This is a genomic window from Nocardia sp. NPDC041819 (assembly GCF_055590505.1).
The window spans coordinates 217,554-243,113 of sequence record NZ_JBVJAP010000006.1; the positions used below are offsets into that span (position 1 = coordinate 217,554).

General features: G+C 66.9%; 26 protein-coding genes. 12 read left to right on the forward strand and 14 right to left on the reverse strand.

The window, feature by feature from the left end:
* Positions 1-4 precede the first annotated feature (4 nt).
* From ACZ6DL_RS19900 to ACZ6DL_RS19910, 3 genes are all read right to left on the reverse strand, one after another.
* Positions 5-655, reverse strand: coding sequence for a hypothetical protein (locus ACZ6DL_RS19900; protein ID WP_466052991.1), 651 nt, complete (start codon positions 653-655; stop codon positions 5-7).
* Positions 656-1,631: 976 nt separating this feature from the next.
* Positions 1,632-3,032 carry a hypothetical protein gene (locus ACZ6DL_RS19905; RefSeq protein WP_466052993.1) on the reverse strand — a complete coding sequence of 467 codons (1,401 nt, stop codon included), beginning with the start codon at positions 3,030-3,032 and terminating at the stop codon, positions 1,632-1,634.
* A 574-nt stretch (positions 3,033-3,606) separates the two neighbouring features.
* Positions 3,607-4,572, reverse strand: coding sequence for a helix-turn-helix transcriptional regulator (locus tag ACZ6DL_RS19910; protein ID WP_466052994.1), 966 nt, complete (start codon positions 4,570-4,572; stop codon positions 3,607-3,609).
* A 63-nt stretch (positions 4,573-4,635) separates the two neighbouring features.
* Between ACZ6DL_RS19910 and ACZ6DL_RS19915 the strand changes: the two genes are divergently transcribed.
* A complete protein-coding gene (locus ACZ6DL_RS19915) occupies positions 4,636-5,421 on the forward strand; it encodes an SDR family oxidoreductase (RefSeq protein ID WP_466052996.1) in 786 nt (261 codons plus the stop codon).
* 62 nt (positions 5,422-5,483) lie between these two features.
* Positions 5,484-6,656, forward strand: a complete 1,173-nt coding sequence (locus ACZ6DL_RS19920; RefSeq protein WP_466052998.1) for an MFS transporter — start codon at positions 5,484-5,486, stop codon at positions 6,654-6,656.
* Between the two features lie 434 nt (positions 6,657-7,090).
* Here the strand turns inward: ACZ6DL_RS19920 and ACZ6DL_RS19925 are convergent, their stop codons facing one another.
* Positions 7,091-7,528 carry a MarR family winged helix-turn-helix transcriptional regulator gene (locus ACZ6DL_RS19925; RefSeq protein ID WP_393237576.1) on the reverse strand — a complete coding sequence of 146 codons (438 nt, stop codon included), beginning with the start codon at positions 7,526-7,528 and terminating at the stop codon, positions 7,091-7,093.
* A gap of 85 nt (positions 7,529-7,613) precedes the next feature.
* Here ACZ6DL_RS19925 and ACZ6DL_RS19930 point away from each other — a divergent pair, with 85 nt between their 5' ends.
* Positions 7,614-8,855, forward strand: coding sequence for an epoxide hydrolase family protein (locus ACZ6DL_RS19930; protein ID WP_466053000.1), 1,242 nt, complete (start codon positions 7,614-7,616; stop codon positions 8,853-8,855).
* A gap of 301 nt (positions 8,856-9,156) precedes the next feature.
* Here ACZ6DL_RS19930 and ACZ6DL_RS19935 read toward each other — a convergent pair whose 3' ends face one another.
* The 3 genes from ACZ6DL_RS19935 to ACZ6DL_RS19945 form a co-directional block, all read right to left on the reverse strand.
* Positions 9,157-9,522 (reverse strand): HPF/RaiA family ribosome-associated protein, encoded by a 366-nt coding sequence (locus ACZ6DL_RS19935; RefSeq protein WP_393237582.1) that lies wholly within the window; start codon positions 9,520-9,522, stop codon positions 9,157-9,159.
* A gap of 318 nt (positions 9,523-9,840) precedes the next feature.
* Complete coding sequence (locus tag ACZ6DL_RS19940) at positions 9,841-10,263, reverse strand: hypothetical protein (protein WP_466053002.1); 423 nt, start codon at positions 10,261-10,263, stop codon at positions 9,841-9,843.
* A complete protein-coding gene (locus ACZ6DL_RS19945) occupies positions 10,224-10,676 on the reverse strand; it encodes an Rv0361 family membrane protein (RefSeq protein ID WP_466053004.1) in 453 nt (150 codons plus the stop codon). Before ACZ6DL_RS19945 ends, ACZ6DL_RS19940 begins: the two co-directional genes overlap by 40 nt.
* Positions 10,677-10,765: 89 nt before the next feature.
* Between ACZ6DL_RS19945 and ACZ6DL_RS19950 the strand changes: the two genes are divergently transcribed.
* The 3 genes from ACZ6DL_RS19950 (at position 10,766) to ACZ6DL_RS19960 (ending at position 13,991) form a co-directional block, all read left to right on the forward strand.
* Positions 10,766-11,692 carry a hypothetical protein gene (locus ACZ6DL_RS19950; RefSeq protein WP_466053006.1) on the forward strand — a complete coding sequence of 309 codons (927 nt, stop codon included), beginning with the start codon at positions 10,766-10,768 and terminating at the stop codon, positions 11,690-11,692.
* Entirely contained in the window at positions 11,692-12,375 is a 684-nt protein-coding gene (locus ACZ6DL_RS19955) for a hypothetical protein (RefSeq protein WP_466053008.1), read from the forward strand. Before ACZ6DL_RS19950 ends, ACZ6DL_RS19955 begins: the two co-directional genes overlap by 1 nt.
* Before the next feature lie 254 nt (positions 12,376-12,629).
* Complete coding sequence (locus tag ACZ6DL_RS19960) at positions 12,630-13,991, forward strand: DUF4328 domain-containing protein (RefSeq protein ID WP_466053010.1); 1,362 nt, start codon at positions 12,630-12,632, stop codon at positions 13,989-13,991.
* Positions 13,992-14,079: 88 nt separating this feature from the next.
* Here ACZ6DL_RS19960 and ACZ6DL_RS19965 read toward each other — a convergent pair whose 3' ends face one another.
* Entirely contained in the window at positions 14,080-14,484 is a 405-nt protein-coding gene (locus ACZ6DL_RS19965; protein WP_466053012.1) for a hypothetical protein, read from the reverse strand.
* Positions 14,485-14,549: 65 nt separating this feature from the next.
* The gene (locus ACZ6DL_RS19970) at positions 14,550-15,500 is read right to left on the reverse strand and encodes a DUF3626 domain-containing protein (RefSeq protein WP_466053014.1); all 951 of its coding nucleotides are present in this window, start codon (positions 15,498-15,500) and stop codon (positions 14,550-14,552) included.
* Positions 15,501-15,782: 282 nt separating this feature from the next.
* On the opposite strand from ACZ6DL_RS19970, the gene ACZ6DL_RS19975 reads away from it, so the two are divergent.
* Positions 15,783-16,355 (forward strand): TetR/AcrR family transcriptional regulator, encoded by a 573-nt coding sequence (locus tag ACZ6DL_RS19975; RefSeq protein ID WP_466053016.1) that lies wholly within the window; start codon positions 15,783-15,785, stop codon positions 16,353-16,355.
* Positions 16,356-16,449: 94 nt separating this feature from the next.
* Here the strand turns inward: ACZ6DL_RS19975 and ACZ6DL_RS19980 are convergent, their stop codons facing one another.
* Complete coding sequence (locus tag ACZ6DL_RS19980) at positions 16,450-16,890, reverse strand: hypothetical protein (RefSeq protein ID WP_466053018.1); 441 nt, start codon at positions 16,888-16,890, stop codon at positions 16,450-16,452.
* 33 nt (positions 16,891-16,923) lie between these two features.
* On the opposite strand from ACZ6DL_RS19980, the gene ACZ6DL_RS19985 reads away from it, so the two are divergent.
* The 3 genes from ACZ6DL_RS19985 to ACZ6DL_RS19995 all read left to right on the forward strand — a co-directional run bounded on the left by ACZ6DL_RS19985 (position 16,924) and on the right by ACZ6DL_RS19995 (position 18,929).
* Positions 16,924-17,694, forward strand: a complete 771-nt coding sequence (locus ACZ6DL_RS19985; protein WP_466053020.1) for a hypothetical protein — start codon at positions 16,924-16,926, stop codon at positions 17,692-17,694.
* The gene (locus tag ACZ6DL_RS19990) at positions 17,685-18,299 is read left to right on the forward strand and encodes an HAD domain-containing protein (RefSeq protein ID WP_466053021.1); all 615 of its coding nucleotides are present in this window, start codon (positions 17,685-17,687) and stop codon (positions 18,297-18,299) included. Before ACZ6DL_RS19985 ends, ACZ6DL_RS19990 begins: the two co-directional genes overlap by 10 nt.
* Positions 18,300-18,581: 282 nt before the next feature.
* Positions 18,582-18,929, forward strand: a complete 348-nt coding sequence (locus tag ACZ6DL_RS19995) for a DoxX family protein (RefSeq protein WP_466053023.1) — start codon at positions 18,582-18,584, stop codon at positions 18,927-18,929.
* A gap of 381 nt (positions 18,930-19,310) precedes the next feature.
* Here ACZ6DL_RS19995 and ACZ6DL_RS20000 read toward each other — a convergent pair whose 3' ends face one another.
* Positions 19,311-20,291 (reverse strand): alpha/beta fold hydrolase, encoded by a 981-nt coding sequence (locus tag ACZ6DL_RS20000; RefSeq protein ID WP_466053025.1) that lies wholly within the window; start codon positions 20,289-20,291, stop codon positions 19,311-19,313.
* 109 nt (positions 20,292-20,400) lie between these two features.
* Between ACZ6DL_RS20000 and ACZ6DL_RS20005 the strand changes: the two genes are divergently transcribed.
* Both ACZ6DL_RS20005 and ACZ6DL_RS20010 read left to right on the forward strand, forming a co-directional pair.
* Positions 20,401-21,483, forward strand: a complete 1,083-nt coding sequence (locus tag ACZ6DL_RS20005; RefSeq protein ID WP_466053276.1) for a glycosyltransferase family 4 protein — start codon at positions 20,401-20,403, stop codon at positions 21,481-21,483.
* The gene (locus tag ACZ6DL_RS20010; RefSeq protein ID WP_466053027.1) at positions 21,480-22,349 is read left to right on the forward strand and encodes a hypothetical protein; all 870 of its coding nucleotides are present in this window, start codon (positions 21,480-21,482) and stop codon (positions 22,347-22,349) included. The genes ACZ6DL_RS20005 and ACZ6DL_RS20010 overlap by 4 nt, the downstream gene beginning before the upstream one ends.
* On the opposite strand, the gene ACZ6DL_RS20015 is transcribed toward ACZ6DL_RS20010, so the two are convergent.
* The 3 genes from ACZ6DL_RS20015 to ACZ6DL_RS20025 are packed head-to-tail and all read right to left on the reverse strand — an operon-like array spanning position 22,324 to position 25,341.
* On the reverse strand, positions 22,324-23,964 hold the full coding sequence (locus ACZ6DL_RS20015) for a CocE/NonD family hydrolase (RefSeq protein WP_466053029.1): 1,641 nt from the start codon (positions 23,962-23,964) through the stop codon (positions 22,324-22,326). The genes ACZ6DL_RS20010 and ACZ6DL_RS20015 overlap by 26 nt on opposite strands.
* Complete coding sequence (locus ACZ6DL_RS20020) at positions 23,846-24,631, reverse strand: PIG-L deacetylase family protein (RefSeq protein WP_466053031.1); 786 nt, start codon at positions 24,629-24,631, stop codon at positions 23,846-23,848. The genes ACZ6DL_RS20015 and ACZ6DL_RS20020 overlap by 119 nt, the downstream gene beginning before the upstream one ends.
* A complete protein-coding gene (locus tag ACZ6DL_RS20025; protein ID WP_466053277.1) occupies positions 24,628-25,341 on the reverse strand; it encodes a lysophospholipid acyltransferase family protein in 714 nt (237 codons plus the stop codon). Before ACZ6DL_RS20025 ends, ACZ6DL_RS20020 begins: the two co-directional genes overlap by 4 nt.
* Positions 25,342-25,560 lie beyond the last annotated feature (219 nt).

Here is a 25,560-nt window from a genome sequence, read left to right on the forward strand (position 1 = left end):
CCGCCTACTCCCGCGGTGCCGTCGCGTCGATCAGCACCGCGTGCAACGCTCGCGCCTGAACACTCGCCTGATCGCCGCGCAGCACGACATCGGCGAACGCGGCGCCGAGGGCCCGGCTCACGTCGAAACCGGGTGCGTCCGTGGCGTCCCCGACCAACTCGGCACGCCATCGCCGGTAACCGCTGACCACCTCGGCGAGAGTGCTGTTCGGTTCCGCCTCCAGACGCAAGTACTCCGCGATCAGGGCGCGCTGTGCCTGCTCGCGTGCGAGCCCGCCACCGGCGAAGTCGAGTGCCCGGCCGAATTCACGGAGCGTCGCCCGGTAGATTTCCGGCTCCGCCGACTCGGCGTCGGACTCCGTCGTTCCGGCCGCGCGCCTCGATTCCCGCGCGGTCCGCTGGTCGAGGGTGATCGACCGGCCGGTGCCTGTGCCCGGCGTATCGAGTGGCTCGACACTCCACCACACCGGTCCGGTTTCGGCACCGAGCTCCGCCACCGCGACGGCATCGAGAGCGATCACCGGGTAGTCGGTGAGCACCCGATCGACAGCGGCCAGGAATTCTCGCACGGCCGACACCTGCAAGCCGGGGGTATCGAATCCGACCACCCGCACATCGTGGTGCTCGGCCAGCGTCCGTGCCAGCCAGCCGATCACGGGATGCGTTACCGCGCCGGAGCCGCGCCGATCGCGCCTGCGCCGCGATTCGTCAGCGGGCTTCTGCGGCCGCGGCGGAGAACCGTACCGAGGACTCGAGGGCCTCGGCTCCGCACCGGCGGGTGGTCCGGCCGTTCTGGGTGGCTGTCCGGACCACGGGGTGTCCGGCCGTCCCGCGCCGCCCGGTGGGCCGACCCCTGCCTGCTGACCGGTTGACGCACGAGGCGAACCCCGGGCGGTGGTTGGGGCGAATACCGCGGAGGTAGGAGGGCGGCGACCGGAGTCTCCGGCAGGCTTGCCGGAGTTGCCGCTCCCCGGTCCGACTACTCCCCGGTCCGCTTCTCGACCCGCTGCCCGGTTTGAAAGATCCCGTTGCGGACCACCCTCGGGCGTGGAGTGTCCCGCGGACGGGTCCGGTGTCCGCACTCCGCCGGGGATGGATGGTTCGGGGAGGTTGGTCCTGTCGGTGGCGTGCTCAGGATTCGTCGGATCCGCCGGATTCGCCGGATACGCAGGGTCTCCCGCGGCCGAAAAGGGTGCTGTGGAATCTGATGTCACGGGTGCCCGTGCGCCGGCGGGCGAGAACGCGCTCGCGCTGGCGTGCGCGCGGGGCTGCGCCGGCTCGCCGATCGGGTCCAGGGCGTCAGCAGTAGCGCCGACCCGGCCGGCGCCGTACCTGTCCTGCACTTCGAATTGACCTGCGGCGTCCACTATTCCAGCGGCGGTGCTGTGCAGGCTCTCCTCCATTGCCCGCAGGTTGGCCAGCAACTGGTCCGCATGCGGCTTGAACTCCTTGGCGAACGCCAAGCCCAGATCATCGTCACCCCAACTGCCTTCGGCGTGGGCCAGGGAATCGCGCAGTCCCTCATAGGTTTGCCCCACGCGGTCCCCGAGCGCGGCCAACCGCGCTCCCCGATCACGCAGGAGGTCAGGATCCAACCGGAGTTCACCGTTCACGTCGCGATCCCCCCTTCGTTCAGGCTCGTCCGGTGCCGCGCAGCCGGAACCGTCGCTCGAAACCGGCGACGAACACCGACAGCGGCACCGACGTTGTCGAGCGTTCCACAACGCCGTCGTCGGCGACGTAGAAAACCGCGCGGTCCAACGCAATTCCGCCGTCGGGCACCGGTGAACGTACTACCCAGCCCACGCTGGTTCGATCGGCCCGCAACGTCGACAGCGGGTATCCCGCAGTGTCATAACTTCGTCGTCGGATGTGTTCCCGGACCAGTTCGATGGCATCCGCTTCGCCGATACCATCGGCGTGGTTCGCGTCCAGATCCGCGAGCACGAATTGGAACATCGCACCATCGATGTCGGTGCCGTCACCGTCACCGTCACCGAAAGCCTGCACGATCGCCTCGCGAGTCACCGCACCGGCCTGCGCCGCCGACACCAACGACTGCGCCGCGTCCGACCTACTACCCGACCGATCGTCCAGCAGGTTGCCGACGACACCCGCCACCGTGCCGACCGTCCATACTGCCGGCATCGCCGGCGCGCATTCTGGTATCGGCGCGGATTCACCGCAGTACCACCGTCCGGCCTCCCACCAGTAACAAAACGACAGCAAACCGGTTGCCGCGCGCGGATTGAGCACCGGGTCGGCCACCCAATCCGGCGCTCCGGCAAACAAATCCGGCATGCCCGCACCCGCGTTGTACGCGGCGTCCAGCACCGGCGCATCCCATACACCACCCGACAGCACTGCCCGGTCGCCGGGCAGCAGCGTCAGCGTCGAACCACTGCGTCCTGCGCCTTCGAAGATGCCCACCGCCGGACCGATCCGTGGCCCCTGCCCTGACCCGATCGCCACGAAGGCTGCCGCCAGCACCGCCCACCGAGCCCACAACACGGCCAGCTCCGGCAGTTCGTTATCCACGGCCACTGCTCGCACACCCGCCCGCTGATCCGCGCGCGTCGCGGCGGCGGCGGCGCGCGGCGACCGAGTTCGCCCCTCGCCACGCCCGAGGTAGGCCGCCAACCACACCGGCAGCCGATCCCGCGAATAGCGTTCCAAATCGGCCAGGTAGGCCTCCGGCGCGAACAATTGCTCACCAGGGAACGGCACCGCACCGTGATCGGCAGCAACCTCGACACCGTCCACATCGATGCGCACCAGCAATCGCCACCACGGCCCGCCGTCGGCCTCTGCCGACAGCTCCCGATGCCGGCGCACCGCATCCCACACCGCATTCGGTACCGGCCACCGGAACGACCGGACACCCTCGTCGACCACCAGCAGCGCCGATTCGGCCACCACGGTCATCGCGAACCACGCCTCCAGCCGCCGCCACCCGGGCGGGGCCACCTCACGCAGCCCGCCCGCGATCCGATCGGCCAACCCGGCCAGCTCGTCTTCCCCCGCCCGCGTCACGGCGCTCTCCGTGCTCCGGGAACGACGAACGCGCCGAAATCCCGGAGGGCCCAATGCGCGACCTCGACCACGAGCAGTCCCTACACATCGCCTGGATAGATACGTCCTCAGAATCTGGAACGCCCCAAGCAGAAGATTTCGCACTTCACGTTCCAGCGCAATGCCGGTATTTGCCAGCCATGGCAAGCCCTCCGGTCGGTGATCCACCAGTCGATCCCGGCCATCTGGCAACCATCCCCCCGGGCCCGGGTCTCGGCCCGTCACCGACACCAGGCGAGAGAAAGCGCGCCCGCAGGCCTGGGCGCGCCTGCGGGTGGGAACCGCAGATCACTGCGACGGCGGAGCGACAGCAGCCAATGGGTTGTTCTGCTGGTCAGGATGGCCTCGATCGTTGCGCCTACCGGATTCGGGATGAGGAAAGCGGGGGCGGTGGCGGCGCCCTACACCCTCGATGTGGTCGGCGTGGACAACCCCTCCAGCCACAACAGCGCCGACCTCGTCGTTCGCGATCAGTCCCAGGGTCGGCGCGGCACACCGAAGGCCGTGGGTCGACAGTCGCATCGCGAACGGTCGCTCAAGTCTCGCGCGTGGCTGTTGCGTAGCGGGCGGCGATTATCGTGACGGCGGCTGCAAGTTCCGGTGCCTGTTCGGTGTCGAGGTGGAAGTCCAGGTCCATTGCGGCGAGGTATGCCGCGAGCAGTTGGGGGCTTTGCGCTCCAGCGTCCAGCGTGCTGGTGTGCGCATCGATCGGTTCAACGGTCCAGATGCCGGTGGGAATGCGGGCTGCGACGGCGTCGGCGGGCGCGTGAACCGTGACTCGTGCGGTGTAGTTCCACAGCGCTGCCATCCGCCCGCGGGTCACGAAGGCCGCCAGATCCGGTCCGGGAAGTTCTCTGATCGTGAAGCCGGGCCCGGTCGGTGTCTTCGGGTCGATGCGATCGACGCGATAGCTACGCCAGTCGTGGCGATCGAGGTCGTAGCCGACGAGGTACCAGCGTCCGCCGCTGTGCACCATCCGGTGTGGTTCGACGCGACGACAACTGGTCGTCGCGTGCCGATCGCAGTAGTCGAATCGGAGTATCTCGGTGCGCTCGATCGCCGTGGCGACAGCCCGAAAAACGCTGGCGTTCAAGGGGTTGCCGCCATCGGGAACTGGTTCGGTTGCCGAATGCACCGTGTGCAGCCGGTGCCGCAGCCGAGGTGGGAGCAATTGTTCTAGTTTGGCGCCCGCCCGGGCGGCGGCGTCACCGATACCGGCCACGCCCGCGCGCGCCGCGGTGCGTAGAGCCACCGCGATTGCGACGGCCTCGTCGTCATCGAATTGCAGGGGAGGCAGCGTGGCACCGGCACGGAGTCGATACCCCCCTGCCACACCGGGCGCGGCGTCGATCTCATAGTCCAGCCGACGCAGCCGGGCGATATCGACACGGATCGTGCGGGTGTTCACGCCCAGACGACCAGCCAACTCGGCCCCGGTCCAGCAACGCTGGGTCTGCAGCAAACCGAGCAGCCGCAAAAGCCGGACACTGGTATCGACCATGCCGATCAGCCTCTCATCTATCGCGGAGCGATTCGTGCCGCGATAGATGCCACTGTTACCGACATGACCACTTCGATGAATCCCGCCGTCACTTCCTCCCGGTGGCTGGCCGGTCGCGGCGCCCTGATCACCGGGGGTTCGCGCGGTATCGGTCGCGCCATCACCGCCAGGTTGGCGGCTTCGGGTGCCACGGTGGTGTTCACCTATCACACGCGGTCCGAAGCTGCCGAGACCTTGGTTGCCGAGATCGCCGAACGCGACGGACACGCCTCGGCGGTGCGGCTCGATCTCGGCGATCCCGACCAGATCACCGCAGCGTTCGCCGCCGCAGACGCCATATTCCAGCAGGCCGGTGTCGGGCTCGACATCCTGGTCGCCAACGCGGGTGTTTTCGCCAGCGCGCCACTGGCCGAGGCGGGCATCGGAGAATGGGATCGTGTGATGGCCGTGAACGCCCGCGGCACGTTCCTCACCCTTCAGCAGGCAGCGACGCGACTGCGCGACGGTGGACGGGTCCTCACCCTCTCCACGGTCGGCACCCATTGGCCCAGTCCCGGGGAAGCGCTCTACGCGGCGAGCAAGGCGGCAGTCGAACAGCTCACCCGCGTCGCCTCACGCGAATTCGGACACCGCGGCATCACCGCCAATACCATCTCGCTCGGTCCGACCGACACCGACCTGCTCCGCTCCGGCGCTCAACCGGACGCTGTGGGCGGAGCGGCGGCGATGACCGCACTCGGACGCATCGGCCGACCCACTGACATCGCAGACCTCGTGGCCCTGCTGGTCCATCCGGACAACCGATGGGTCACCGGCCAGAACATCCGTGCGGACGGCGGACTGACTTGACGGACCATCCGAAAGTCGCGATCCCACGATCCGCTGAAGGTGCACGGCAAGCGACTGGTGCCGTGCGGCTGCGTCGGGTGTTGGTGGTGCTGTGCGTCACCGAGATCACCAGCTGGGGAATACTGTTCTATGCCTTCCCCGTGCTGCTCGGGCACATCACCACCGACACCGGCTGGTCGGCGACCACGCTGACCGCCGCCTTCTCCGCCGGACAACTCGTGGCCGCGCTCGCTGGGATCCCGATTGGGCGCTGGATCGACCGCCACGGTCCCCGTGGAGTGATGAGCGCGGGGTCGATACTGACGATCCCGGCGCTGATCCTGATCGCGACCGCATCGCACCCGGTGTGGTTCTTCGCCGGCTGGTTGTCGACCGGGATCGCTATGGCAGCGGTGCTGTATCCCCCCGCCTTCGCCGCGCTGACCCGCTGGTACGGTCCCAACCGGGTTCGTGCTCTCACGGTGCTCACGTTGGTCGCGGGCATGGCTTCGACGGTATTCGCCCCGTTGACCGCCGCGATATCCATGCACTTGAATTGGCGGGCAACATATTTGGTGCTCATGGTGATTCTGGCCGTGGTGACCGTGCCGGGGCACTGGTTCGGGCTGCGGCTGCCGTGGCCACCCCGCCCGGACGCGGAACCCGAGCACGCGCATCTCACCGACCCCGGCCCGATCGCGCGTAGCCGCTCCTTCGTGACGCTGGCGCTCGCGTTGAGCGCCGCGGGGTTCGCGTCGTTCGCGGTGGTGGTCACCCTGGTTCCGCTGCTGACCGAACGCGGTCTCGACAACGGCCTGGCGGCGGTCGCGCTCGGGCTCGGCGGCGCCGGGCAGGTCGCCAGCCGTATCGGGTACTCCGCGTTCGCCGCGCGCACCAGCGTCCGCACCCGCACCGTGGTGATACTGCTCGCCATCGCCGCGACCACCGCCCTACTGGGGGTCTTCACCACCGCGTGGACGTTGATCACAGCTGCGATCGCCGCCGGCATGTCACGCGGAGTGTTCACCCTGTTGCAAGCCACCGCCGTCAGCGACCGCTGGGGAACCGGGCACTACGGGCGCCTCACCGGCCTGCTTGCCGCACCGCTGATGATCACCATGGCCTCGGCGCCGTTCGCCGCCACCGCCCTGGCATCCCTCTTCGGATACGCCACCACCTTCCTGCTCCTGGCCGCCCTCGCCGCCACAGCCGCCGTTGTGTCGACCGCGAGCATCCCGAAACCCAGACCGAAGTGACCTATCCATGACCGATCTCATCGCTGACGAATCCCGCTCGACCGGGTGGTGGTGCGTGGCGGCCGCGTGGCCCTCGGCGGACTGCATCGTGCTCGGCCGGCTCGCCTGCGGAACCGGCCCGGCGATCCTCGTTATCCGCGGCGGACCCGCAGCGCACTGATCTTGCAGCACCTCCGCGTGAGACGCGCACAACCGTGGGCGCCGACAATGCCTCGGGTCGTGGTGATTTCTTACCTTTCTGCGTGGGTGAGCGAGCCTACGGCCAGCGGGTTCGGGAATCACCCAGGGACGGCTTTCATCGGTCGGCTCGTCGGGCAGGGCTGCGATGTCAACGCTTCGTCCGCAAGTGCGGCCATGGCGTTGTCTTCGCGGGTTCCAGCCGGAACCGGAGAATTGCCGATGAGCGAGCGATAGGTCGCGGCTCGACCCTGCGGTCAGCGCTCTCGTCCCAGCTGGGCGAGCCGGGTGAGGGCGGGCAGCGCGGCGGCGAGTGCCCGACGGTGGGCGGGGCTCAATTCGGCCACCATCGGAACCAAGTACCGGACCCGGTCGTCGTGGCGGGCTTGCCGCACCTGCCGGCCTGCCTCGGTGAGGTGCACGATCACGGCCCGTCCATCGCCAGGGTCACGGCGGCGCTGTACCAGCCCGTCGCGCTGCAAGCGCGCGATGAGTTGAGTGATGCCCGGCTGGGTCAGCTGCTCGGTCTCGGTCAGATCGGTCAGCCGCGCCGCACCCCGCTGGGCCAGGGTGTCGAGCACCGACAGTGTGGTGAACGGCAGCTTCTCCTGTACCGGGATGCGGATATAGACGCGGTTGAAGTCCTCGATCGCCTCGGCGAAGGCGTTCACGTCGAAATCGTCGATGTCGTCCACGCGACCAACTATATCTCGGACTTATAAAAGTTGCTTAAATAAGCTACTTATGTAAGGTCGAAGCCCAAACGGCGCAGGAGGCCAGATGACCGAGAGAACCCACGATGTCCGACCGTTCCCCTTGACGCCGACGAAGATCGAGGTCCCCGACAGCGTCCTCACCGACCTGCTCCAGCGCCTGGATCTGACCCGCCTGCCCGACGACGTGGGCGATGAAAACTGGTATTACGGCGTTCCTCGCAGCTACCTCCAGGAGCTGGTGGACTACTGGCGCAGCGGGTACGACTGGCGCGCAGCCGAAGCCGAGATCAATACCTACCAGCATTTCAAGGTCGAAATCGACCATGTACCAGTGCATTTCATGCGCAGGCCTGGCGTAGGCCCGGATCCGGCGCCGCTGATTCTGACACATGGCTGGCCCTGGACGTTCTGGCACTGGTCCAAGGTCGCCGACTTGCTGGCGGATCCCGGGGCGCACGGCGGTGATCCGGCCGAAGCGTTCGACGTGATCGTGCCCTCGTTTCCCGGCTTCGGGTTCTCCAGCCCGCTGACGAACCGCCCGGATCTGAACTTCTGGAAGGTCGCCGACCTCTGGCACACGCTCATGACCGAAGTTCTGGGCTACGAGAAGTACGGTGCCGCCGGCTGCGACGTGGGCGCACTGGTCACCGCGCAGCTCGGCCACAAGTACGCCGACGAGCTGCATGCCATCCACATCGGATCCGGACTGAAACTCGACTTCTTCAACGGCGATCGTGCCTGGGACTTCAGCGGCGGACAGCCGATCCCCGACGACCTGCCCGCGGAGGTGCGGGCACGAATCGTGGAGCTGGACAAGCGTTTCGCCGTCCACCTGGCCGCACACCTCCTCGCACCCAGCACCCTCGCCCACGCCCTGTCCGATTCCCCGGCGGGCATGCTGGCCTGGATGCTGGAACGGTGGTTCAAATGGAGCGACAACGGCGGCGACATCGAAACCGTCTTCAGCAAAGATGACCTCCTCACGCACGCCACGATCTACTGGGCCACCAACACCATCGGCACCTCGATACGCCTCTACGCCAACCACAACCGCTACCCCTGGACGCCTTCCCACAACCGTCTCCCGGTCGTGCAAGCCCCCACCGGTATCACCTTCGTCGGGTACGAGAACCCGCCCGGCGTCAGCACCGCCCAACGCGTCGAACACTTCCGCGCCGGTGACCGCGCCCAGTGGTACAACCACGTCAACCTCACCGTTCACGACCACGGCGGCCACTTCATACCCTGGGAAATCCCCGACCAATGGACCGACGACCTACGCCGCACCTTCCGGGGACGGCGCTGATACACGACGAACTCAGCACCAAGGGGAGCTGCTGGACCTCGATTTCGGGGCCTTCACCGCTTCGTACAACGCCGTGATGACCGGCTTGGCCGTGCCGCGCCGGGTGTCTTGGACCGCTGCCGCGAGGAATCTCATCGGGTCGTCTCGACTTCGGAAGGTCATCCGGAGGCGCGACAGAACAATGGGTTCTGCCGCGCTGGTCAAGGGTCCGCCCTGGACCGACCATCCGAGCGCAGGGCGGATCCATGGCGGTCGCTTGGCGGCACGCGCCCGGAGTACCGAACAGCCCGGTGCTGCTGACTCAGTTCGTGTGCGGGTGGTTCTTGTGCGGGTGCCTGATGGAGTCGCCCCCCTTTGTCTCGTGCAGCCGCCCGAACCGGCTGGCGAGCAGATGCGCCATACTCTCGGCCGCGCCCCGGCAGGCGTCATCGATCGTCGCGGCGTTGTGGGTCACCGCGACCGGCTGCTGACCGGTTGGGCGAGCCTGCAGCACGCAACGCTTGTCGTCCGGTCCGCCTTTGCCCGCGTTCTGGTCACTGAGGTGGGCTTCGACGCTGGTGATCTGGTCGATGAAGCGCTCGAGTGCCGACTCGATCTCCTCCTCCACGTGCCGGATCAGCTTTTCGCCGCTGTCGATGTTGCTGTCGGTGTTGATCTGAATCTGCATGTGCGTATCCATTCCGGTAGGTGGCAGCTGTTGCTCGGACGGAGGGCGGATGGGGTTGATCGTCGACTCCACCGCCCTAGCCTGCTCCGCGTATACCCCCGTACTCACCCCTAATCCCCGATGATCATCGGACCGAGCGATCTGGGTCGCCCAACTGTTGGCGAAGCGATGCCCCACCCGCCAACTGTCCACGCCCCCGGCGCGGTCTCCGCAGCCACGAGCGTCTCGGTGCGGACGCTGAACCGGAACCGTCCGCCGCGCCTCGAGCACGACCTGGAAACGCTCGGGAACATCCCCGGTCGCGGTGGCGACTCCTGGTCAGGCGGGTGATCCGGTCGGGTTCGGGCCCGGCTCGTCGGCCGGTGTCGAGTGCGTCGATGGAGGCGAGTTCGGTGTCGGTGAGGGCGAGTCGAAGATGTCGAAGTTCTCTCGGATGCGTGCCGGGGTGACCGACTCGGGGATCGCCTGGCGGTGCTGTTGCAGGTGCCAGGTAGGGGCGACGATCGCCGCACCGACGCCCTGCAGGGCGTCGGTGCGGCGATCATCCAGCCGCCGGTCGGTGACACCCGACCAGCAGCGAGGCCAGCGCGAACACTGCCAGCCCGGCCACGAACACCCGCCGCCGTCCCAGCCCAGGTCACCGGCGCGCGCTCCGAGCAGCAGGCCACCGAAGACCAGTGTGTAGGCGTCCTGCAGATCGCCTATCCGAACTGATCCGCGGCAGGCGCGCACACCTTCCATTGGTCGTCTTCTTTACGGAGATACAGTGGCCGGGGCTCGCTCGGCGGGCGCGCGACCCGAGCCGAGGCGATGTCACCCCGGATGACGATGCCGGAGATGTCGACCGAGCGCCGCTGGTGGTCACCGGTCGAGCCGCCTTGCTCGGCTTCTTCGCCACCGGAGACCCGGTCGGAGAAGATCGCGGCCTCCTCGGCGCAGAGCAGTTCGACCACCTGCTGCGTGCTGCCCGACTCCACGGCGTCCGCGAAATCTCCGAGCACCGAGCGTATCTGCGCATCATCGGTGAGTTCCGTTCGCGCCTGCTGGATCACGAGCGCGGCAGCGCCACCGATCCCGCCCAGCGCGAAAACCGTGATGAGCGCGATGAACCCGGTGCGAGAGAGCTCGAACCGAGGTGATGGTGAATCGGTCACGACTGCCTGCTCCCCCGGTCGATGGCGATAGTCTTCACCGTAGCTCACCATCGGAACACGATGCTACCGTTGGGATTACGGAGGGGACCATGGCGCATCGGCCTGCTGAATCCAGCCGCCTCGGCATAGTGATGACGGCGGCGCTCCTGGTGTGCGCCGTGTTGATCGGCGCTCCGGTGGGGAGCGCTCAACCGCCTCCTCCGCCGCTGCCGACGACTACGCAGCCCGCTCCCAAGCCCCCGAAACGGTTGTGCGAAGCGCAAGAAGTAGCCGTTGAGCGTGTCGAACAGGCAATCGCGCAACATAATGCGCGCCCGAATGTGTTCGATCCGCGCCAGCGAACGGCGTACGAAGCGTACAACGCCGAGGCCCGCAGGCTGAATCAGGAATACGCCACCGCGAAAGACAACCTACGCAGGTGCGTCGGCACCGTGCAGCGACTGGCGGATGCCGGCCTGGCGGCCCAGGCGTCCCCGCGTCAGATCGACAGCGCCAACGCCGCGAAGAACAAGGTCCCGCCCGGCTACACACTGCCCTACCCCAGCGGCGGCAAGCAGGGATACTCCGTGCCGAGGCAATCACCCGCCCGCGAGCTGTACGAGGTCATGCGCGAGATCAGTCCGCCCAGCAAGAGCAAGGTCACCGGTCCGCTCCAAGGGCAGTCCCGGCCTGCTGTCGGCGACCGCGACCCGGCCTATCCGGGCGGCCGGATAGGCAAGGACGCCAAAGGCGGCTCAGCGGTATCGCTGGACCATGTCGTGCCCCTGGCCGAACTGTTCCACATGCCGGGATTCCTCGCCCTGACGCCCGAATACATGATCATGGTCGCCAATGCCGCGCTCGATCTGCAATGGCTGTCCTTCTCCGCGAACCGGGCCAAGGGATCACGCAGCGTAGGTGACATACTCGGGGTCGACCCGAACTGGCAGACCGCGCAGGTGGCCCTGGAGAACCGGGTCAGAGCGGAACTGATGCGCGTGATCCAGGATCTTCTCGAATTTCAGGGAGGCGGATAGTGCCCCGGATCGACCCCGAGGACATCGTCACCGCCCTCGACGAGGACAGCCCGGTCGTCTTCGTCGACGCCACGACGGTGGACAGCGCTCCGGTCCCGGCCCGGTGGCGCCCGATCGCGGAATCCGACGACCCGGCCGACCGGGCGCGGCTCGCGCGTTCCCTATGGAACAGCGATCTGGTCGGCCTGGTTCCGAATTTCACCGCGGCGCTCGATGAACAGCTCGCCGACGTGCGCGTCTGCGTGCTGCGCGGCGAGTGCGTGCTCGTCTACGCCGCCGCGGGCGTCGATGAACCGTGGGTGGTGTGGATCGGTTGGGACCCGGATTCCGCCCGCGATTTCACGCCACCGCTCTGGGCGGGCATACCCACCCCGATCCGCGTCTTCCTGCGGGAAGTGCATGCCGGTTACACCGCTGAGGACTGGGAGTCCTACGGGCTACTGTCCCCCCGCACCATGCGTACCTATGCCGCCGAGGCGGGTCTGCCGGACGGGATTCCCGGCTGGGACCGAGAGATCGACGCAACCCGGCTGCTTCGCGTCGGCAAGACCTACAGCGGGGTCACTTATTGGGTCTCTCCCGACCTGCCGCCCGACAAGGTCGTCGTCACCTATGAACGGGACTTCGACATCGAAGACCTGGCCCCTGAGTTGGACAAACTCTTGTCCTACCGCATTGCGTGACCGCCGCTGTCCAGCCATCCGATCCGGCTGTGAAGCGGAAAGTTCGTCGCGCAATATGGTTCCGGTTGATCCGGCCGCAGCGCCGCCGGTAAACGCTCGACTCGCTTCCGCGTCATAGTCTCACCCATCAAGACCATGCCATACTGTCAGGTTACTTTCGCTGACGTTACGGGGGGTACATGGTCACGAACCACACCGAACACGGACGCGCAGTAAGCTTTTCCGCATCTGGTACCCCATCGTCGTTTCGCTCGGTGCGCGGACTGGGGCTCGTCATCGTCGCCGCGGCCACGGCGGTGACGGGTCTGCGCGCGGTCGAGCTGGTGCTGACCTGGCAGCTGAGTACGCGGCTTCAGGAATGGGAAGCGGACGGGTACGGCGGCACCGAGGATTCGGTGCAGCAGTGGGTGGCGGCCGTCGGCGCCATCACGTGGATCGCCATGTGCCTGCAGATGCTCACGGGTCTGCTGTTCATCGCCTGGGTCTACCGTGCCCGGCGGAATGCGGAATTGCTGTGTTCGGCGAGGCATCGGCTTCCCGGCGTGTGGGCCATCGTAGGTTTTCTCCCGGTGGTGAACTGGGTGATTCCGCCCATTCTGGTCGACGACATCCAGCGGGCGAGCGATCCGGCCACACCCCGGAACGCCATGCGCCTGCCTCCCTCCTCGACGACAAGGTACGTCGTCGCCTGGTGGTTTTCCTTCATCCTCGCAGCCACTTTGTATTTCCTGGCCTACCTGCTCTCGATCGGTGTCAGACGGGGACTCGAGGATTCCGCGGGGTCCGCGGATGCCGGGTTGCTGGTCCACTGCACGGGCTTGATCCTGCTCACCACCGCCACCGGTCTGCTCACCGTGCTGCTGACCCGGATCGGGCGTTGGCAAGCCGCGCGGGCCGAGCACCTCGCCGCCGATCCGGAGCCGGAACCGGCTGCCGTGTCACCGGCTGCGGCGCCATCGGTCCCGGGCGTTCGCCCCGTGCCGCAGCTCGCGCCGGGCGGCGGCCTCGGCCTCGTCGCGGCGGCGCTGAGCTGTACTGTCGTCTCCGGGCCCGCGTTGATCGCCATCGCCTCGCCTCACTATCAGACGGTGCGTGACGCTCCGACCGGCACGGCCGAATACGAGGCCGCAATGGATGCGTGGGCACCGCTCACGCTCCTGGGAATCCTCGCTTGGGGCTTCACCATGACGCTCGCAGGCGTGCTATTCCTGTGCTGGTTGTGGCGGGCCAGAATCAATGCCGAACATCTGGATCCGAGTGCTCATACGCTCAGGCGTGGCTGGACCATCGGCAGCTGGTTTCTTCCCCTCGGAAATCTTGTCCTCCCCGCGCTTGTCGTCGGCGACGTGCACCGAGCCGGCCGCACGCCCGTGGCGGGCGACGCCGCCTCGACGAGTTACAGCCCGCTGGTGGCGTTCTGGTGGCTGAGCTGGCTCACGACCTGGACATGGACCTGGCTCGCGCTCTTGCTCCAGCAGCCGATCCTGTGGTGGGCGACGACGGCGTTCTTCGCGCTGACCGCGGCTCTGCTCGTCCCGGTCATCCGGCAGATCGACGCCGGGCAACAGGCGGCAGCGGACCAGCCATACCCCGCCTGGCAGGCGCCGACTTCCTAGCACTCCAGCCGGACTTCGCCCTCCGATGGTGGTTGCTCCACCGCCAACAGCCGCGTCGACCAACCTTCAGGCTTGCCGATGCATCGGCTCAGCTGTCGGATGTCAGCAATTCCCACGACAGCAGGGTTTCCAGCTGGGGATCTTCGTTCCGCCACGCGCGATACACGGTGTACACGATGTACGCGAGATCCTTTCCGGCGATGGTGTACGCGCCGGTAACCCTGGCGCGGTAGTGCTTGTCCGGGCCGCCGTCGCGGAACTGGACGTCATAGTCGATATCAACCTCTTCGTCGGCATTCGGGTCCTGGTCACCGACGTAATCGAGGTGAATTCGGAAGTAGAACTGACCCGTCGGCTCGCGATCGAGCCTTTCCACGATCGCGAACGGCCAGCGTGCGTTCAGGCACGCGAAGAGGTCGTGCACTTGGGTGTCGGTCGGATCATCCAGCGTCTGTCCGCTCGCATCGGATGCTCGAAGTTTCGGGGCACGCACACGAGCGATCGTAGAGTCCGCGATTCGGGAGTAGTACTTCATCCATAGTTCGTAGCCGGGCGCGTCTACCAAGAAGTTGGACGGCCACGTGTGATCATCCAGGGTTGTGTGTGTCTCGATGAGGTGGGGTGGGAGGTGCGGTCCTGTCTGCCGAACCGGGCGAGGTAGTGCCAGACCTGCTTCAGTTCCTGGGGGTCGGCCCAGGATCGAGCAGCACCGAGGACTCGCGGGGTTATTGTTCCGTGCTCGTCGGCAATTGCTTCGCCCAGCTCGACCACCGAGGGGCCGCGGTAGCCGGGGTGCGCGCGAATTCGGTCGACGTCGAGGGTGTAACCGTCGTGCCAGCCGAGCGGGCAGGGCAGTGTGGTGGCGGTGGCGTGGATCGGGGTGTCTCGATAGCTCGGGTCGAGGATCAGTTCTTCGACATCGCGGTCCAGGAAAAGCGGGCCGTGCAGGTGCGCTTCGATGTAGTGGTCGAGCGGGTCGGTCACGGTCGTCGTCTCCACCATGCCGATGAGGTTCATCCGGGCGGCGGTGCCGAAGGCGTCGGGTTCGAACACGCTGTCGGGGAAGCAGAACGTGGTGCGCTCCAGGGTGTGGGCGGCCAGGCGCAGGTAGCACGAGCCGAAGCGGGGTGAGCCGCCGTAGCGGTCAGGCCGGTGGTTCAGCGAGCCGTATTTCGGGCGGGCCGAGGCAGGCGCCGAGTCGTAGCAGCCGCCGAACATGCGGCTTTCCCACAACCAGCGCGCCCCACCAGCATGCGCGGTCAGCCCGCCATTGCCCAGCCCGGTCTCGAACTGCGACCGGTACACACCCTCGCGTGCGAGGGCGGCGAGCACGGTCTCCTCCCGGAACACCACATCGGGGTGGAAGTGCACCGTGACGCGCAGTTCACGATCGAGCGCAGCACCGGTGGACAGTGCGGCGACGTGAGCGAGAGCGGCTTCAGCAGCACTGACGGTCTTCTCGTACTCGCCGGCCGATGACTCCCATGTGCCAGCAGAGGAGGCGTCCATGTCGATGTTCTACCGGATCTCTTAAGCGCAAGCTCCGCGTCGTGGTGAGGTCCAGCAGAGGTGTACCCCAGATGCGCCCAGCTGCCAGGCGATTTCCCACCATTCACCCTCGAAGCCCACAGGTCGGCGCTCCCCCGAACGACAAGACCGCGTAGCGGGGCCGTGATCTGGCAGTCGCCGTGTCCTGACGTCCGGAACGCAAACAGGGCACCTTGTCGCTACTGACGAGCGTGTCGCGAAATCTAGTGCCACTAGATTGTCAAGCGATGCTATAGTCGGTTTATGGGGATCCAGACGCGGCGAGAACGGGAACGGGCCGAACGGCACCGGCTGATCATCGACACCGCTCGGGAGTTGGCCGAGTCGCAGGGCTGGGACGCGGTGACTGTGCGCAGGCTGGCGGAGCGGATCGAATACAGCCAGCCTGTGCTGTATTCGCACTTCGCGGGCAAGGATGAGATCGTCACGGCGGTCGCCGAGGAGGGCATCGCGGAGATGGCCGCGTGGAGCCGCGCGGCGTTGGAGTCCGCGGGCGGCGAGCCGCGCGCAGCGTTGGCGGCGGTGGCGCGGGCCTATCTCGACTTCGCGACGACGCGGCCCGCGCTCTACGACGCGATGTTTCTGATGAAGGTGAACCTCGCGTTCGGCGAGAACGCCTCGCAGCCGCTGCGGGACGCGTTCGCCGTCATGTTCGCCGCCTTCGCACCGTTCGCGGGCGAGCATGATCCGGAGACCTTCACCGAGGTCGGCTGGAGCGCCCTGCACGGGCTGGCGACCCTGGACCGCGGTGGACGTCTGCGGCCGGCTCAGCGGGACGCCCGCCTGGCGGTGTTGCTAGACCAGTGGACCCGGTAGACCTCTGCCGTGGTGAGCGCATCGATCTGGGAGTCGTCATCCTGCCCGACCCGCGCGTATCCGAACCGAGTCATGCCCAGAACTGGCGCCGCATCTAGTTAGGGCTGGAAACGACCATTTTCGACCCATCGCATCGCGCGGTATGCGGCAGATGACTGCGTTTCTGCGGGTGGCCTCGGTGCGTGGCAGTGATGCCGCCGTCTGAGCCGGCATCACTCGGGCAGCAGGTCAGCTCACCGGCGTCGAGGTGGGGAGCGTCAGGTGCGACCTCGACGCGGTCAGGCTGCCCGCAACCGCGGTCGACGAGGACCGGGATCGTTACGAGAACGGCGACAAACGGCAGCGGCACGTGACAGGGCCGTTCGTCGGCGACGATGAAGGCGAAGGCGACCTCCGGGTAGAAGGCCGCGACCCGCTCGACGGCTGGGCTGTGCGGGGCGGATGGCGCGCAATGAGTGACCCAACCTTTCGGCATGCGTGGTGGTTGTCTCCTGTAAAGGAGGTCGACGCCGATGACTTTCACCGGAAGCTGCACAGATGAACAGTGGCCGAACCGAGCAGGGCGGACATGGTCGCCACGTCGCGTGGGATCGCGTGGGGGTGGGTGGTGAGGCTCCGTCGACTGCTGTACGGAACATCCCTGGGTGAGCGTTCTCTTCGGCAGTCGATCATCGTCGCGCTCGGTCTGGGTGTGCTTGTCCTAGCGCTCGCCTCCGCCGCAGGCCCATACCGGCAGACCCGGGAGTTCCGGGCGGCCGTGACGTGTGAAAAGAGTGCGGGCGACTGTTTGGCCGGCGAGCGGGGTTCCATTGCGGGTCGGCGCACCTACACCACGACGACGTCACAGACCGACGCCGACGGCCACACGAGCACGACCACGACAACCCACTGCGAAGTCACCTGGCAGCGGACCGACGGGACACGGCAGACCCGCGAGGTGTCGTCGAGCTTCTACAGCAAGGTACGGGAGGGTCAACCGGCCACACTGCGACTTTGGCACGGGGAGGTGGTCGGCGTGGAGGTGACGGATGGGAGCGAGTGGTTCCTACCGGAGTCCGGCACGACGCTCGGCAACTGGCTGCTTTTGGCCTTTTTCGGCCTCGGTGTCCTGCTGTGGGGACTGTTGTTCGGCTGGTGGGACGGGTTGTTCATGCTCGCCTTCCGTACGTTCGCCTGGATGTTCATCGGCATCGGGCCGGTTGACATGACGACGCATGCCTTGGCCTACGGCTTGCAGACCGGGGTCGGTCTCGGCATAGACATCGCCATGAGCGCCTGGTGCATCGGCATCGCCGGTTGGATACTGATCAGCTCGCTCAACGGCAGGAGATGCGGGTGAACGACCGCACGGCCCTTCCACTACTTTTCCTGGATATCGACGGACCGCTGCTACCGATCGGCGGGAATCCGCGCCCGCGACCCCCGACCCCGGATCCGGAGTGGCGCTTCGCGCGGCTGAAATGCGCGGCCGGGCCTGCGCTTTCGGCGCTGCCATGTGTGCTCGTCTGGGCGACTGCCTGGGAAGAGGAGGCGAATACGGAGATCGCGACGCGGATCGGACTACCGCCGCTGCCCCGGGTCGCGTGGTCGCGGTCCACCGACGAAGGTCAATATCGAGAAGACCGGCGGATCGGCTTGCACTGGAAGACAAGAAATCTGGTGGACTGGGCGGCCGGACGCCCATTCGCCTGGATCGATGACGAAATCACCGATGCCGACCGGCACTGGGTGAGCGCGAACCATCCCGGGCATGCCCTGCTCCACCTCGTCGATGCCGCCCGCGGTCTCGATGACACGGATCTCGTCGTGATCGGAGACTGGCTGCGAACGGTCCCCTCGAAGTGTTGCAGCGGCCGTGTGGGGTGTTGGTTTCGCGCTCGGACTTGTTGGCATCGGTCAGGCGAATGTCGATACCGCAGTGGTGGCGCGTTCGGTGAACAGTGACACGGCGTCGTAACGGGGCCAGGCCCTGCAGTGACGGCGCGCGGTCGGGGGCGGGGACGCTGAGTGGCGCGCAGCGTCGCCTCGCCGGCGATGGCAAGAGGTCCGCGGCTTGTGACGAGGATGCGCAGGTCCGGGTTGTGTTGCAGCAGCACCGTGGCGAGGTCGGCGACGGCGTCGATCATCGACGAGCGCTGCCGGATGTCACACCCCGGCGCGCTGCGTCGTCATCGAGGCGAACCCATCCGGGCCAGAACTTACCGAAGAGAAACCGAGAAGATTCCCATGAACACCGCATACATCGTCGTCACCATCGTCGCTGCCGCCTGGGTCGGCTTCTCGGCGGTCTCACTGCTGCGCCGGGCCGCGTTCGTCGTGGACCCGCTGGTGGAATACGGCGTGCCGCAATCGTGGTGGACGCCACTGGGATCGGCCAAGGCAGCTGGAGCGCTCGGGCTGATCGCCGGCCTCTTCGTTCCCGCGATCGGAGTCGCCGCAGCCATCGGCCTGATCTTGTACTTCGCAGGCGCGGTGATCGTCGTGCTGCGGGCCCGCTCGTACAAGACCGTGGCGTTTCCGATGCTCTACCTGATTCCCGTCGCGGTCGCACTGGGTCTGGGCATCGCCGCTTAGGGAAAGCGACCGGACCCGTACGCAGCGGGCTGCGACGTCGATGTCCCCCACATCCAAGGTTCCCGAAACGCACCATCGGCCCGGGCCGGGCGCACGGCCTCGGTGAGTAGTTGTTACACCCGGATGCGACGCCGGCCGCCTGGAGCGACGCCCGGCCGGGGCGCCGCGGTCAGGACGGCCGCTGGCGTGGCTCCACAGTCTTCGATGGCATGGTGAGCGTCGCCGCGAAGAAGGCCTCCGCACGCTACGACGAATCCAAGCCGCAATCGCAGCCCGCGAACCCCGAAGGTACAGCTGCTGCGCTGCGGCGAGGGTGAGGAAGCCGAGGAAGTGGGTGGCCTCGCGGTCGTAGCGGATGCTGAGCCGGTGGTATGGCTGTCTTCAGGATCGCGGGTCTCGCGTGGGAACGACACCGTCTCGGGTGAGTATTGGTCGCGGATCCGCATGACCGTGAGCGTCCTCGCCTCCTTGGCCGTTCACCCGGCCGTGCGGGACCGGGAGTGCGCTCATGAAGGCGCGCAGATGCCCATCCACGCGAGCCGGTTCGACGATCGAGCTGAGGTGACCGGCCCCGGCCACGATGACCAGCTCGGCACCGGGTATCCGGGCGGCGGCGCGCACCTTGTGTCGCAAAGGAATCATGCGGTCTTCGGCGCCCGCGATGACCAGGACCCGTGCGCGGCCGAGAGCCGACAGACCAGCGCTGTGATCACAGATCGAGGCATCGGCCAGCAATGACAGCAACGTCATCGTTCGCAGGGAAGCGATCAGTCTGCGGGCCCGATGTAGCGAGACGAACGTCGTGCGCCTGCTCGGCGCAGCCCGACGTCCGACAAGGTCAGGGTGTCGGCGTTCGCTGGTGTCGGTGAGCAGGCGACGCAACGGAGGTATCGCCCACCAGAGTATCCGCACCACCGGACCGACGACGAAATCAGGTAGACGCAGGGCGATCGCACCCCACCCTCGGGGAACACAGTCCAGGAGTGCGACTCCGGCCACCCGGCGTCCGAACAGCTCCGGACGCTGTTCGGCCAAGGCGGACACCGCCATCCCTCCCAGTGAGTGCGCGACGATCACTACCGGACGCTCGGATGCGATAGCGTCGATGACCGTTCCGATGTCGCGCCCTAGCTGCGCGACCGTGGCACGGCCGGTCGCCGGTTCGTCGGAGCGGCCGTGCCCACGGTGGTCGAACAGCACGATGCGGCCCAGGTCGGCGAGAGTCGCGCGCTGACGGCCCCAATAGATCAAGCCGGTATTGATACCGTTGACGAAGAGGAGGGTGTGCGGACCGGCCGGGTCTCCGTCGAGTTCGACATGCAGTCCGACGCCGTCCTCGGTGATGACCCGCATCTCGTCCATGTCGAGGATTATCCGTCATTTCTCGACATCGCTTGTCCGCCAGCACTATTCGTCCGAAGGTTGTTGACTTCCAGGGGGACTGACCGTGGCGCAGGGGCCAACGTTGATAGTGCATCTGACCGATGTTTTCGCGCCCCGCGTCGGGGGCATCGAGGTGCTGGTCGAGTCCCTGGCTCGCGCACAGGCAGCTGTCGGCGAGGAAGTTCACGTCATCACCGCGACCGTTGGCGGCAGCGACTCGGATCTGCCGTTCCGGGTCCACCGGCCACGCCGAATGACCGACGTGCGCAGCATACTTCGGCGACTGCAGCCCAGCGTCGTGCACATACACGTGAGTGTGGCGTCACCGCTGGCGCTGTACTCCGCGCACTACGCGCTTCGGTTGTGTATCCCGCTCGTGATCACGGTGCACAGCATGTGGGATCCCCCGGTCCGGGCTTGCTACAGCGTGATCGGGCGGCTGGGCGGCTGGCACGACGGCATGGTGTTCACGGCGGTGAGTACAGTCGTCGCCGACCAGGTCGGGCGGGCGTTGTCCAGTACCCCCGTCGTAGTGCCCAACGCGGTCGCGACCGATCTGTGGAGGGCGCCGTCCGCGAGTGGCGCCGATCTGCATGTCGTTTCGGTGGGCAGGCTGGTCACGCGCAGGCAACCGTTGAAGCTGCTCGAGGTGCTGCGGCTGGCGCAGGACCGCCTGGCCGGTGAGGTGCGGGTGCGCGCGACGATCGTCGGCTCGGGCCCGCGCCGCGGTGCGATGCTCCGCTATCTGCGCAGGCATGGCATGGCCGAGTGGGTGCATTTGGTGGGTTCGCAGGATCATCGGGCGGTACGCGAGATTCTGGCGTCGGCGGATGTGTACCTGAATGTCACACGTCGCGAGGCCTTCGGATTGGCAACCTTGGAGGCTCGAACGGCCGGTGTTCCAGTGATCGCTCGATCCGGCACCGGCGTCGCAGATTTCGTCGAGGACGGCCGCGAGGGCCTGCTGGGCCGCTCCACCGAGGACCTCGTCACCGCGCTGGTGTCGCTGGGCCGGCGACGGACGTTACGCGAACGCATCAGCGCCCATAATCGATCGGTACCCCCTGCCGAATTCAGTTGGCCCGTCGTATTGGATCGGCTACGCACCTGCTACGACGACGCCGCACGGCGCGTCATGGCAGCGGCCAACGGGGAGGACACGCTCGGATGATCTCGCCAGCACATGTCGCCCGCATCGGGTGGAGCAACGCCGAACATTTCCGAAAGCGGTTCGTCAACACGACGATCAGTGGTTTCGCGCATGACCTCGCGCGGGCCGCACGGCTGTTGCACCGCGATCCGCCTGAGCGCACGGTGCCTGCGCGCGCCGAGCGCGTGATCATCACGTTGTCGACTGTGCCGCACCGTGTGCAGTACCTGGGTCCTGTGCTGCGCAGCCTGCTCGACCAGACCGAACCCGCCGATCGGGTGGTACTCGCCTGGCCGCGGCACTCGCTGCGCACAGGTGCCCCCTACCCACACCCGTCGGCACTGCCATCGGGCGTGGAGGTGCTGCGGTGTACGGATCTGGGCCCAGTGACAAAGCTGCTGCCCACCTTGCTGGCCGAGCCGGACGCCGTCATCGTGGTGGTCGACGATGACGCGATCTATCCCGATACGTTTGTTGCGGATCTGCTCGCGGCGCATCGGATGGAGCCGGAAGCCGCTGTGGGAGTGCGGGGATCGAGCGCGCGGTTCGATCGCGACCCCCGCTATTTCGGACACGTATGCGGAACCGCGGTGTCCGAGGCCACCCCAGTCGATGTGCTGATGGGTATGTGGGGATATCTGATTCCGCCTGGAGCGCTGGACGACGATGTCCACGATTTCGACGGCTGGCCGCCGGAAATGCGATGGCAGGACGACGTGTGGATCTCCGGGCACCTGGCGCGCCGTGGTGTGCCGCGGTTGGTGATACCAGTTCGCGGGGTTCCGATCGAGGCGGCGGGCGCGTTCGTAGGCGCGCTGCACCACACAGTGAACAGGTCGGGCCGTAACGAGGCCGTCGCCCTCAACACGTTCCGCGACCGGTGGTGACCGTCGGCAGAATCACCGACGAACGACCGCTCGGGTCGCGAATGAGCTCATAAGCGGCCGGGCCCGGCTGCCGCATGTAGCGCGGAACCGCTGCTCCGCACACCTGCACGCGCAGTTGATGTCCGGTGGCGAACCGGTGCGCGATCGGCCACAACTCGACCCGGACGTCGTCCTCATCGGTGTGTGGCTCGACCCGCCGAACGCCTTCGCAGATGTTGAAAGATCGCCCGCCGGGATGAACGTCGCACACGCGCACGATGACATCGCAGACGCCACGCCTCAGCGGCGGATGTGCGGTGGCTATGCGCAACCGAAGCTCGGCGACCACCGTTCCGATGATCTCGAGCGGTGCGCCGAGCGGGTCGCTGGTGTAGGTCAGCAGATCGGGTCGACGCTCGATCTGCCGGCAGTCCTGTGGCCGCGAGAACCCGACGATCACGGGACCACGGGGAGCGGGCGTGGGGTCCGCGGGGTCGTATCGAAAATGATCGCTTCCCGCCTGCTCGGCAGGCACACGCGACAGCCGCCCGGACTCACGCAGGTGCCATCGCACGGGACCGGTTCCGGGTGGAGGCCAGGAAGCGTATTCGCGCCAGCGCCGGACCCCGGTGACGAACAGGCGAACGGGTTTGCGAGACGGGCGATCCTCACCTCCACGCAGGTGGGCGTGAAACCACTGCCGGGCTTCCCGATTCGCGACGACGAACTGCCGGAGGTTGTAATGCCCCCATGGGCCGATGGTGAGTCGCGGCGCACCACCAGCCGCACTCAATGCGGCGTAGTCGCGGACGAGGCCCGGCAGGAAGATGTCGTACCAGCCGCCGACCAGATGTACCGGAGTTCCGGCGCATTCCGCGGGCGCACGACCGTGGTCGAGAAGTTCCCGCAACGGGCTGCCCGCGCCGAGGTCGGCGATCACGGCTTGATAGAAGGAGACTGTTCGACCACCGGTCAGCACATCCAACTCCGCGGCCGGGCGGCCCGACGCGATTGCCCGACGCGCCCGACGGGGCGCCCGCAGCGCGGTGATGAAGCTGTGATTCGAGCACCAGATCAGCACGGACTCCAGCGCAGTAGTACCGCCGGTGAATATCGTGTCGGCAACCGATGAGGCCGCGACATGAACCGAAACGGCACGCAATTCGGGGATGTCGGCCGCGATAGCCCAGTGCGCGAACCCCATCGCGCTCATTCCGTGCAACGCCAACCGTCCGTCGAACCACACCTGGTCTCGAAGCCACTCGATCGTCGCCAACCCATCGGCACGCTCGGTGCTCAGCGGTAACACATCCTCGGCCGAGCGGCCGTCCTGCACCACCACCTGAAATCCTGCGCGCGCGAAATACAATCCATAGATGATGCCGAGCGGTCGGCGTCCCATTGGGGATCGCACCAGGATGGTCGGTCCGGGTGCACTCGACGCACGGTGGTACCGGTCGGCGAGCAGGCGTTCACCATCCGGCATCGGAACGCAGAGGTCTCTTTCTATGCGGAGATCAAACATCGCGCTGGACAAACCATTCCGTGCCGCAGACCCGGCGAAACAGCGGCATAGGTAGCCGCCCCAACAAGCGCAGGGTGCGCAAGCCGTCACCGCCGCCCGCCTGGCTGGCATGGGCCATCATGCTGGCGCGCTTGACGCTCACATAGCGTCGCACGTCGACCCGGTGGGTGATGTCCGCGCCGGGGACGAAGCTCGAGCTGAACCGATCCATCGCCACCCCCGAGGGCAACAATCCGACAGCATTCACCAAGCGCAATACCCTCAGTAGCTGATCGCGATCGACTGTCGCCTCCAGCAACAACGGTGTGGCGGCCTGCCGCGCTGCCGCCGCGACCACCTGATGAACCTGCACGTGATCGGGATGTCCGTAACCTCCGGATGCGTCATAAGAAGTGACCACCCCGGCCCGCTCCTCGATCAAGAGTGCGGCAAGCCGCTCGGCCGCCTGGGCGACAGGTACGCCGCAGAAGCCGCCCGGGACGCGACCGTCGAGCCCGGAATCCGCGTACCGCAGGAATTCCACCCGGTCACATCCCAGGACTGCGGCTGACGCCAATGCCTCCTCCTCGCGACGAGCTGCGAGCTGCGGACCTGTTGGCGAATCCGCGAGTCCCGCGGCGCCATCGGTCGCGAACACGACGACCGTGCGCCGGCCGGCCTCGCTGACCCTGCGCATCGTTCCCGCCGTCAACAGTGATTCGTCGTCGGGATGCGCGTGCACGAAGACCCACGGCGTATCCGGCGCGCCGAGCCACTCGACGGGGGTTCGGGATGTCACGCTTCGCGCCGACGTCGTGCGTCATTCTCCGCAGCGTCCAGGGCCACAGCCTCCGCCGGGGTGAGTGCGGACCCCCCGAGATGACGGGGTTGCCACCACTGTCCCGTCCCGGAGTCGGGGTACTCCCGTTGTGCCCGGTCCAGCAGTTCCTTCATACGATCACGCAGCTGGACGGTGACGTATTCCGGGTCGTCGTCGGCCGCGGGGAACATCGGCTCACCCACGATCACCGTGAGTGGTAGACCCCACTGATCGAGCTCACGATGGTGCGTGGTCCATAGCCGCTGTGTGCCCCACACGGCCACCGGCACCAGTGGCACCCCTGACCCTGCCGCCAACCGTGCTGCTCCGGTCCGCAACCGCTGGACGGTGAACGATCGTGCGATCGTCGCTTCCGGAAACACCGCGATGAACTCCCCTGCGGCGAGCGCGGCGGTCGCGGCGCGGTACGCCTCGCCATCCCCGCCGGAACCCACTGCGATGTGCCGCATACTGCGCATCGCAGCGCCATATACCCGATGGTCGAAATGCTCCCGCGTCGAGAGGAACCTGGCCATCCGGCCCACCTTGTCCGCGGCGAGGGCGATAGCGAAAGGGTCCAGATACGACACGTGATTGCTGGCCACCACCGCACCTCCGACACGGGGTAGGTGTGATTCATCGACTATCCGAGTCCGCAGACGCAATACACGCTGGACGGCCTTCACCATGGAAACCGCAACAGGATAGACGATTTCATTCACAATTCGAATTTAGACGCTACGGATCAGCGCCGAGCATGCCGGGGCATTCGATGGATCCGGCCCGGCGGCCTTCCCGATCATCATCGAGTCCGGCACCTACACCGGGCACACCGCCTCCGACGACTACACAGTCACCACCGAGCAGTCCTGCCCCGGCGTAACCGAGGCCTCACTCGCCGGCACCTT

Coding starts and splice junctions, on each gene's coding strand:
- ACZ6DL_RS19950 (WP_466053006.1), top strand. CDS start 10,766: ATGGCGCATCGGCCTGCTGAATCCAGCCGCCTCGGCATAGTGATGACG.
- ACZ6DL_RS19935 (WP_393237582.1), bottom strand. CDS start 9,522: ATGCAGATTCAGATCAACACCGACAGCAACATCGACAGCGGCGAAAAG.
- ACZ6DL_RS19975 (WP_466053016.1), top strand. CDS start 15,783: ATGGGGATCCAGACGCGGCGAGAACGGGAACGGGCCGAACGGCACCGG.
- ACZ6DL_RS19940 (WP_466053002.1), bottom strand. CDS start 10,263: ATGGAAGGTGTGCGCGCCTGCCGCGGATCAGTTCGGATAGGCGATCTG.
- ACZ6DL_RS20000 (WP_466053025.1), bottom strand. CDS start 20,291: ATGGACGAGATGCGGGTCATCACCGAGGACGGCGTCGGACTGCATGTC.
- ACZ6DL_RS20010 (WP_466053027.1), top strand. CDS start 21,480: ATGATCTCGCCAGCACATGTCGCCCGCATCGGGTGGAGCAACGCCGAA.
- ACZ6DL_RS19990 (WP_466053021.1), top strand. CDS start 17,685: ATGCGGGTGAACGACCGCACGGCCCTTCCACTACTTTTCCTGGATATC.
- ACZ6DL_RS19930 (WP_466053000.1), top strand. CDS start 7,614: ATGACCGAGAGAACCCACGATGTCCGACCGTTCCCCTTGACGCCGACG.
- ACZ6DL_RS19970 (WP_466053014.1), bottom strand. CDS start 15,500: ATGGACGCCTCCTCTGCTGGCACATGGGAGTCATCGGCCGGCGAGTAC.
- ACZ6DL_RS20025 (WP_466053277.1), bottom strand. CDS start 25,341: ATGGTGAAGGCCGTCCAGCGTGTATTGCGTCTGCGGACTCGGATAGTC.
- ACZ6DL_RS19985 (WP_466053020.1), top strand. CDS start 16,924: ATGGTCGCCACGTCGCGTGGGATCGCGTGGGGGTGGGTGGTGAGGCTC.
- ACZ6DL_RS19915 (WP_466052996.1), top strand. CDS start 4,636: ATGACCACTTCGATGAATCCCGCCGTCACTTCCTCCCGGTGGCTGGCC.
- ACZ6DL_RS19995 (WP_466053023.1), top strand. CDS start 18,582: ATGAACACCGCATACATCGTCGTCACCATCGTCGCTGCCGCCTGGGTC.
- ACZ6DL_RS20015 (WP_466053029.1), bottom strand. CDS start 23,964: ATGCCAGCCAGGCGGGCGGCGGTGACGGCTTGCGCACCCTGCGCTTGT.
- ACZ6DL_RS19910 (WP_466052994.1), bottom strand. CDS start 4,572: ATGGTCGATACCAGTGTCCGGCTTTTGCGGCTGCTCGGTTTGCTGCAG.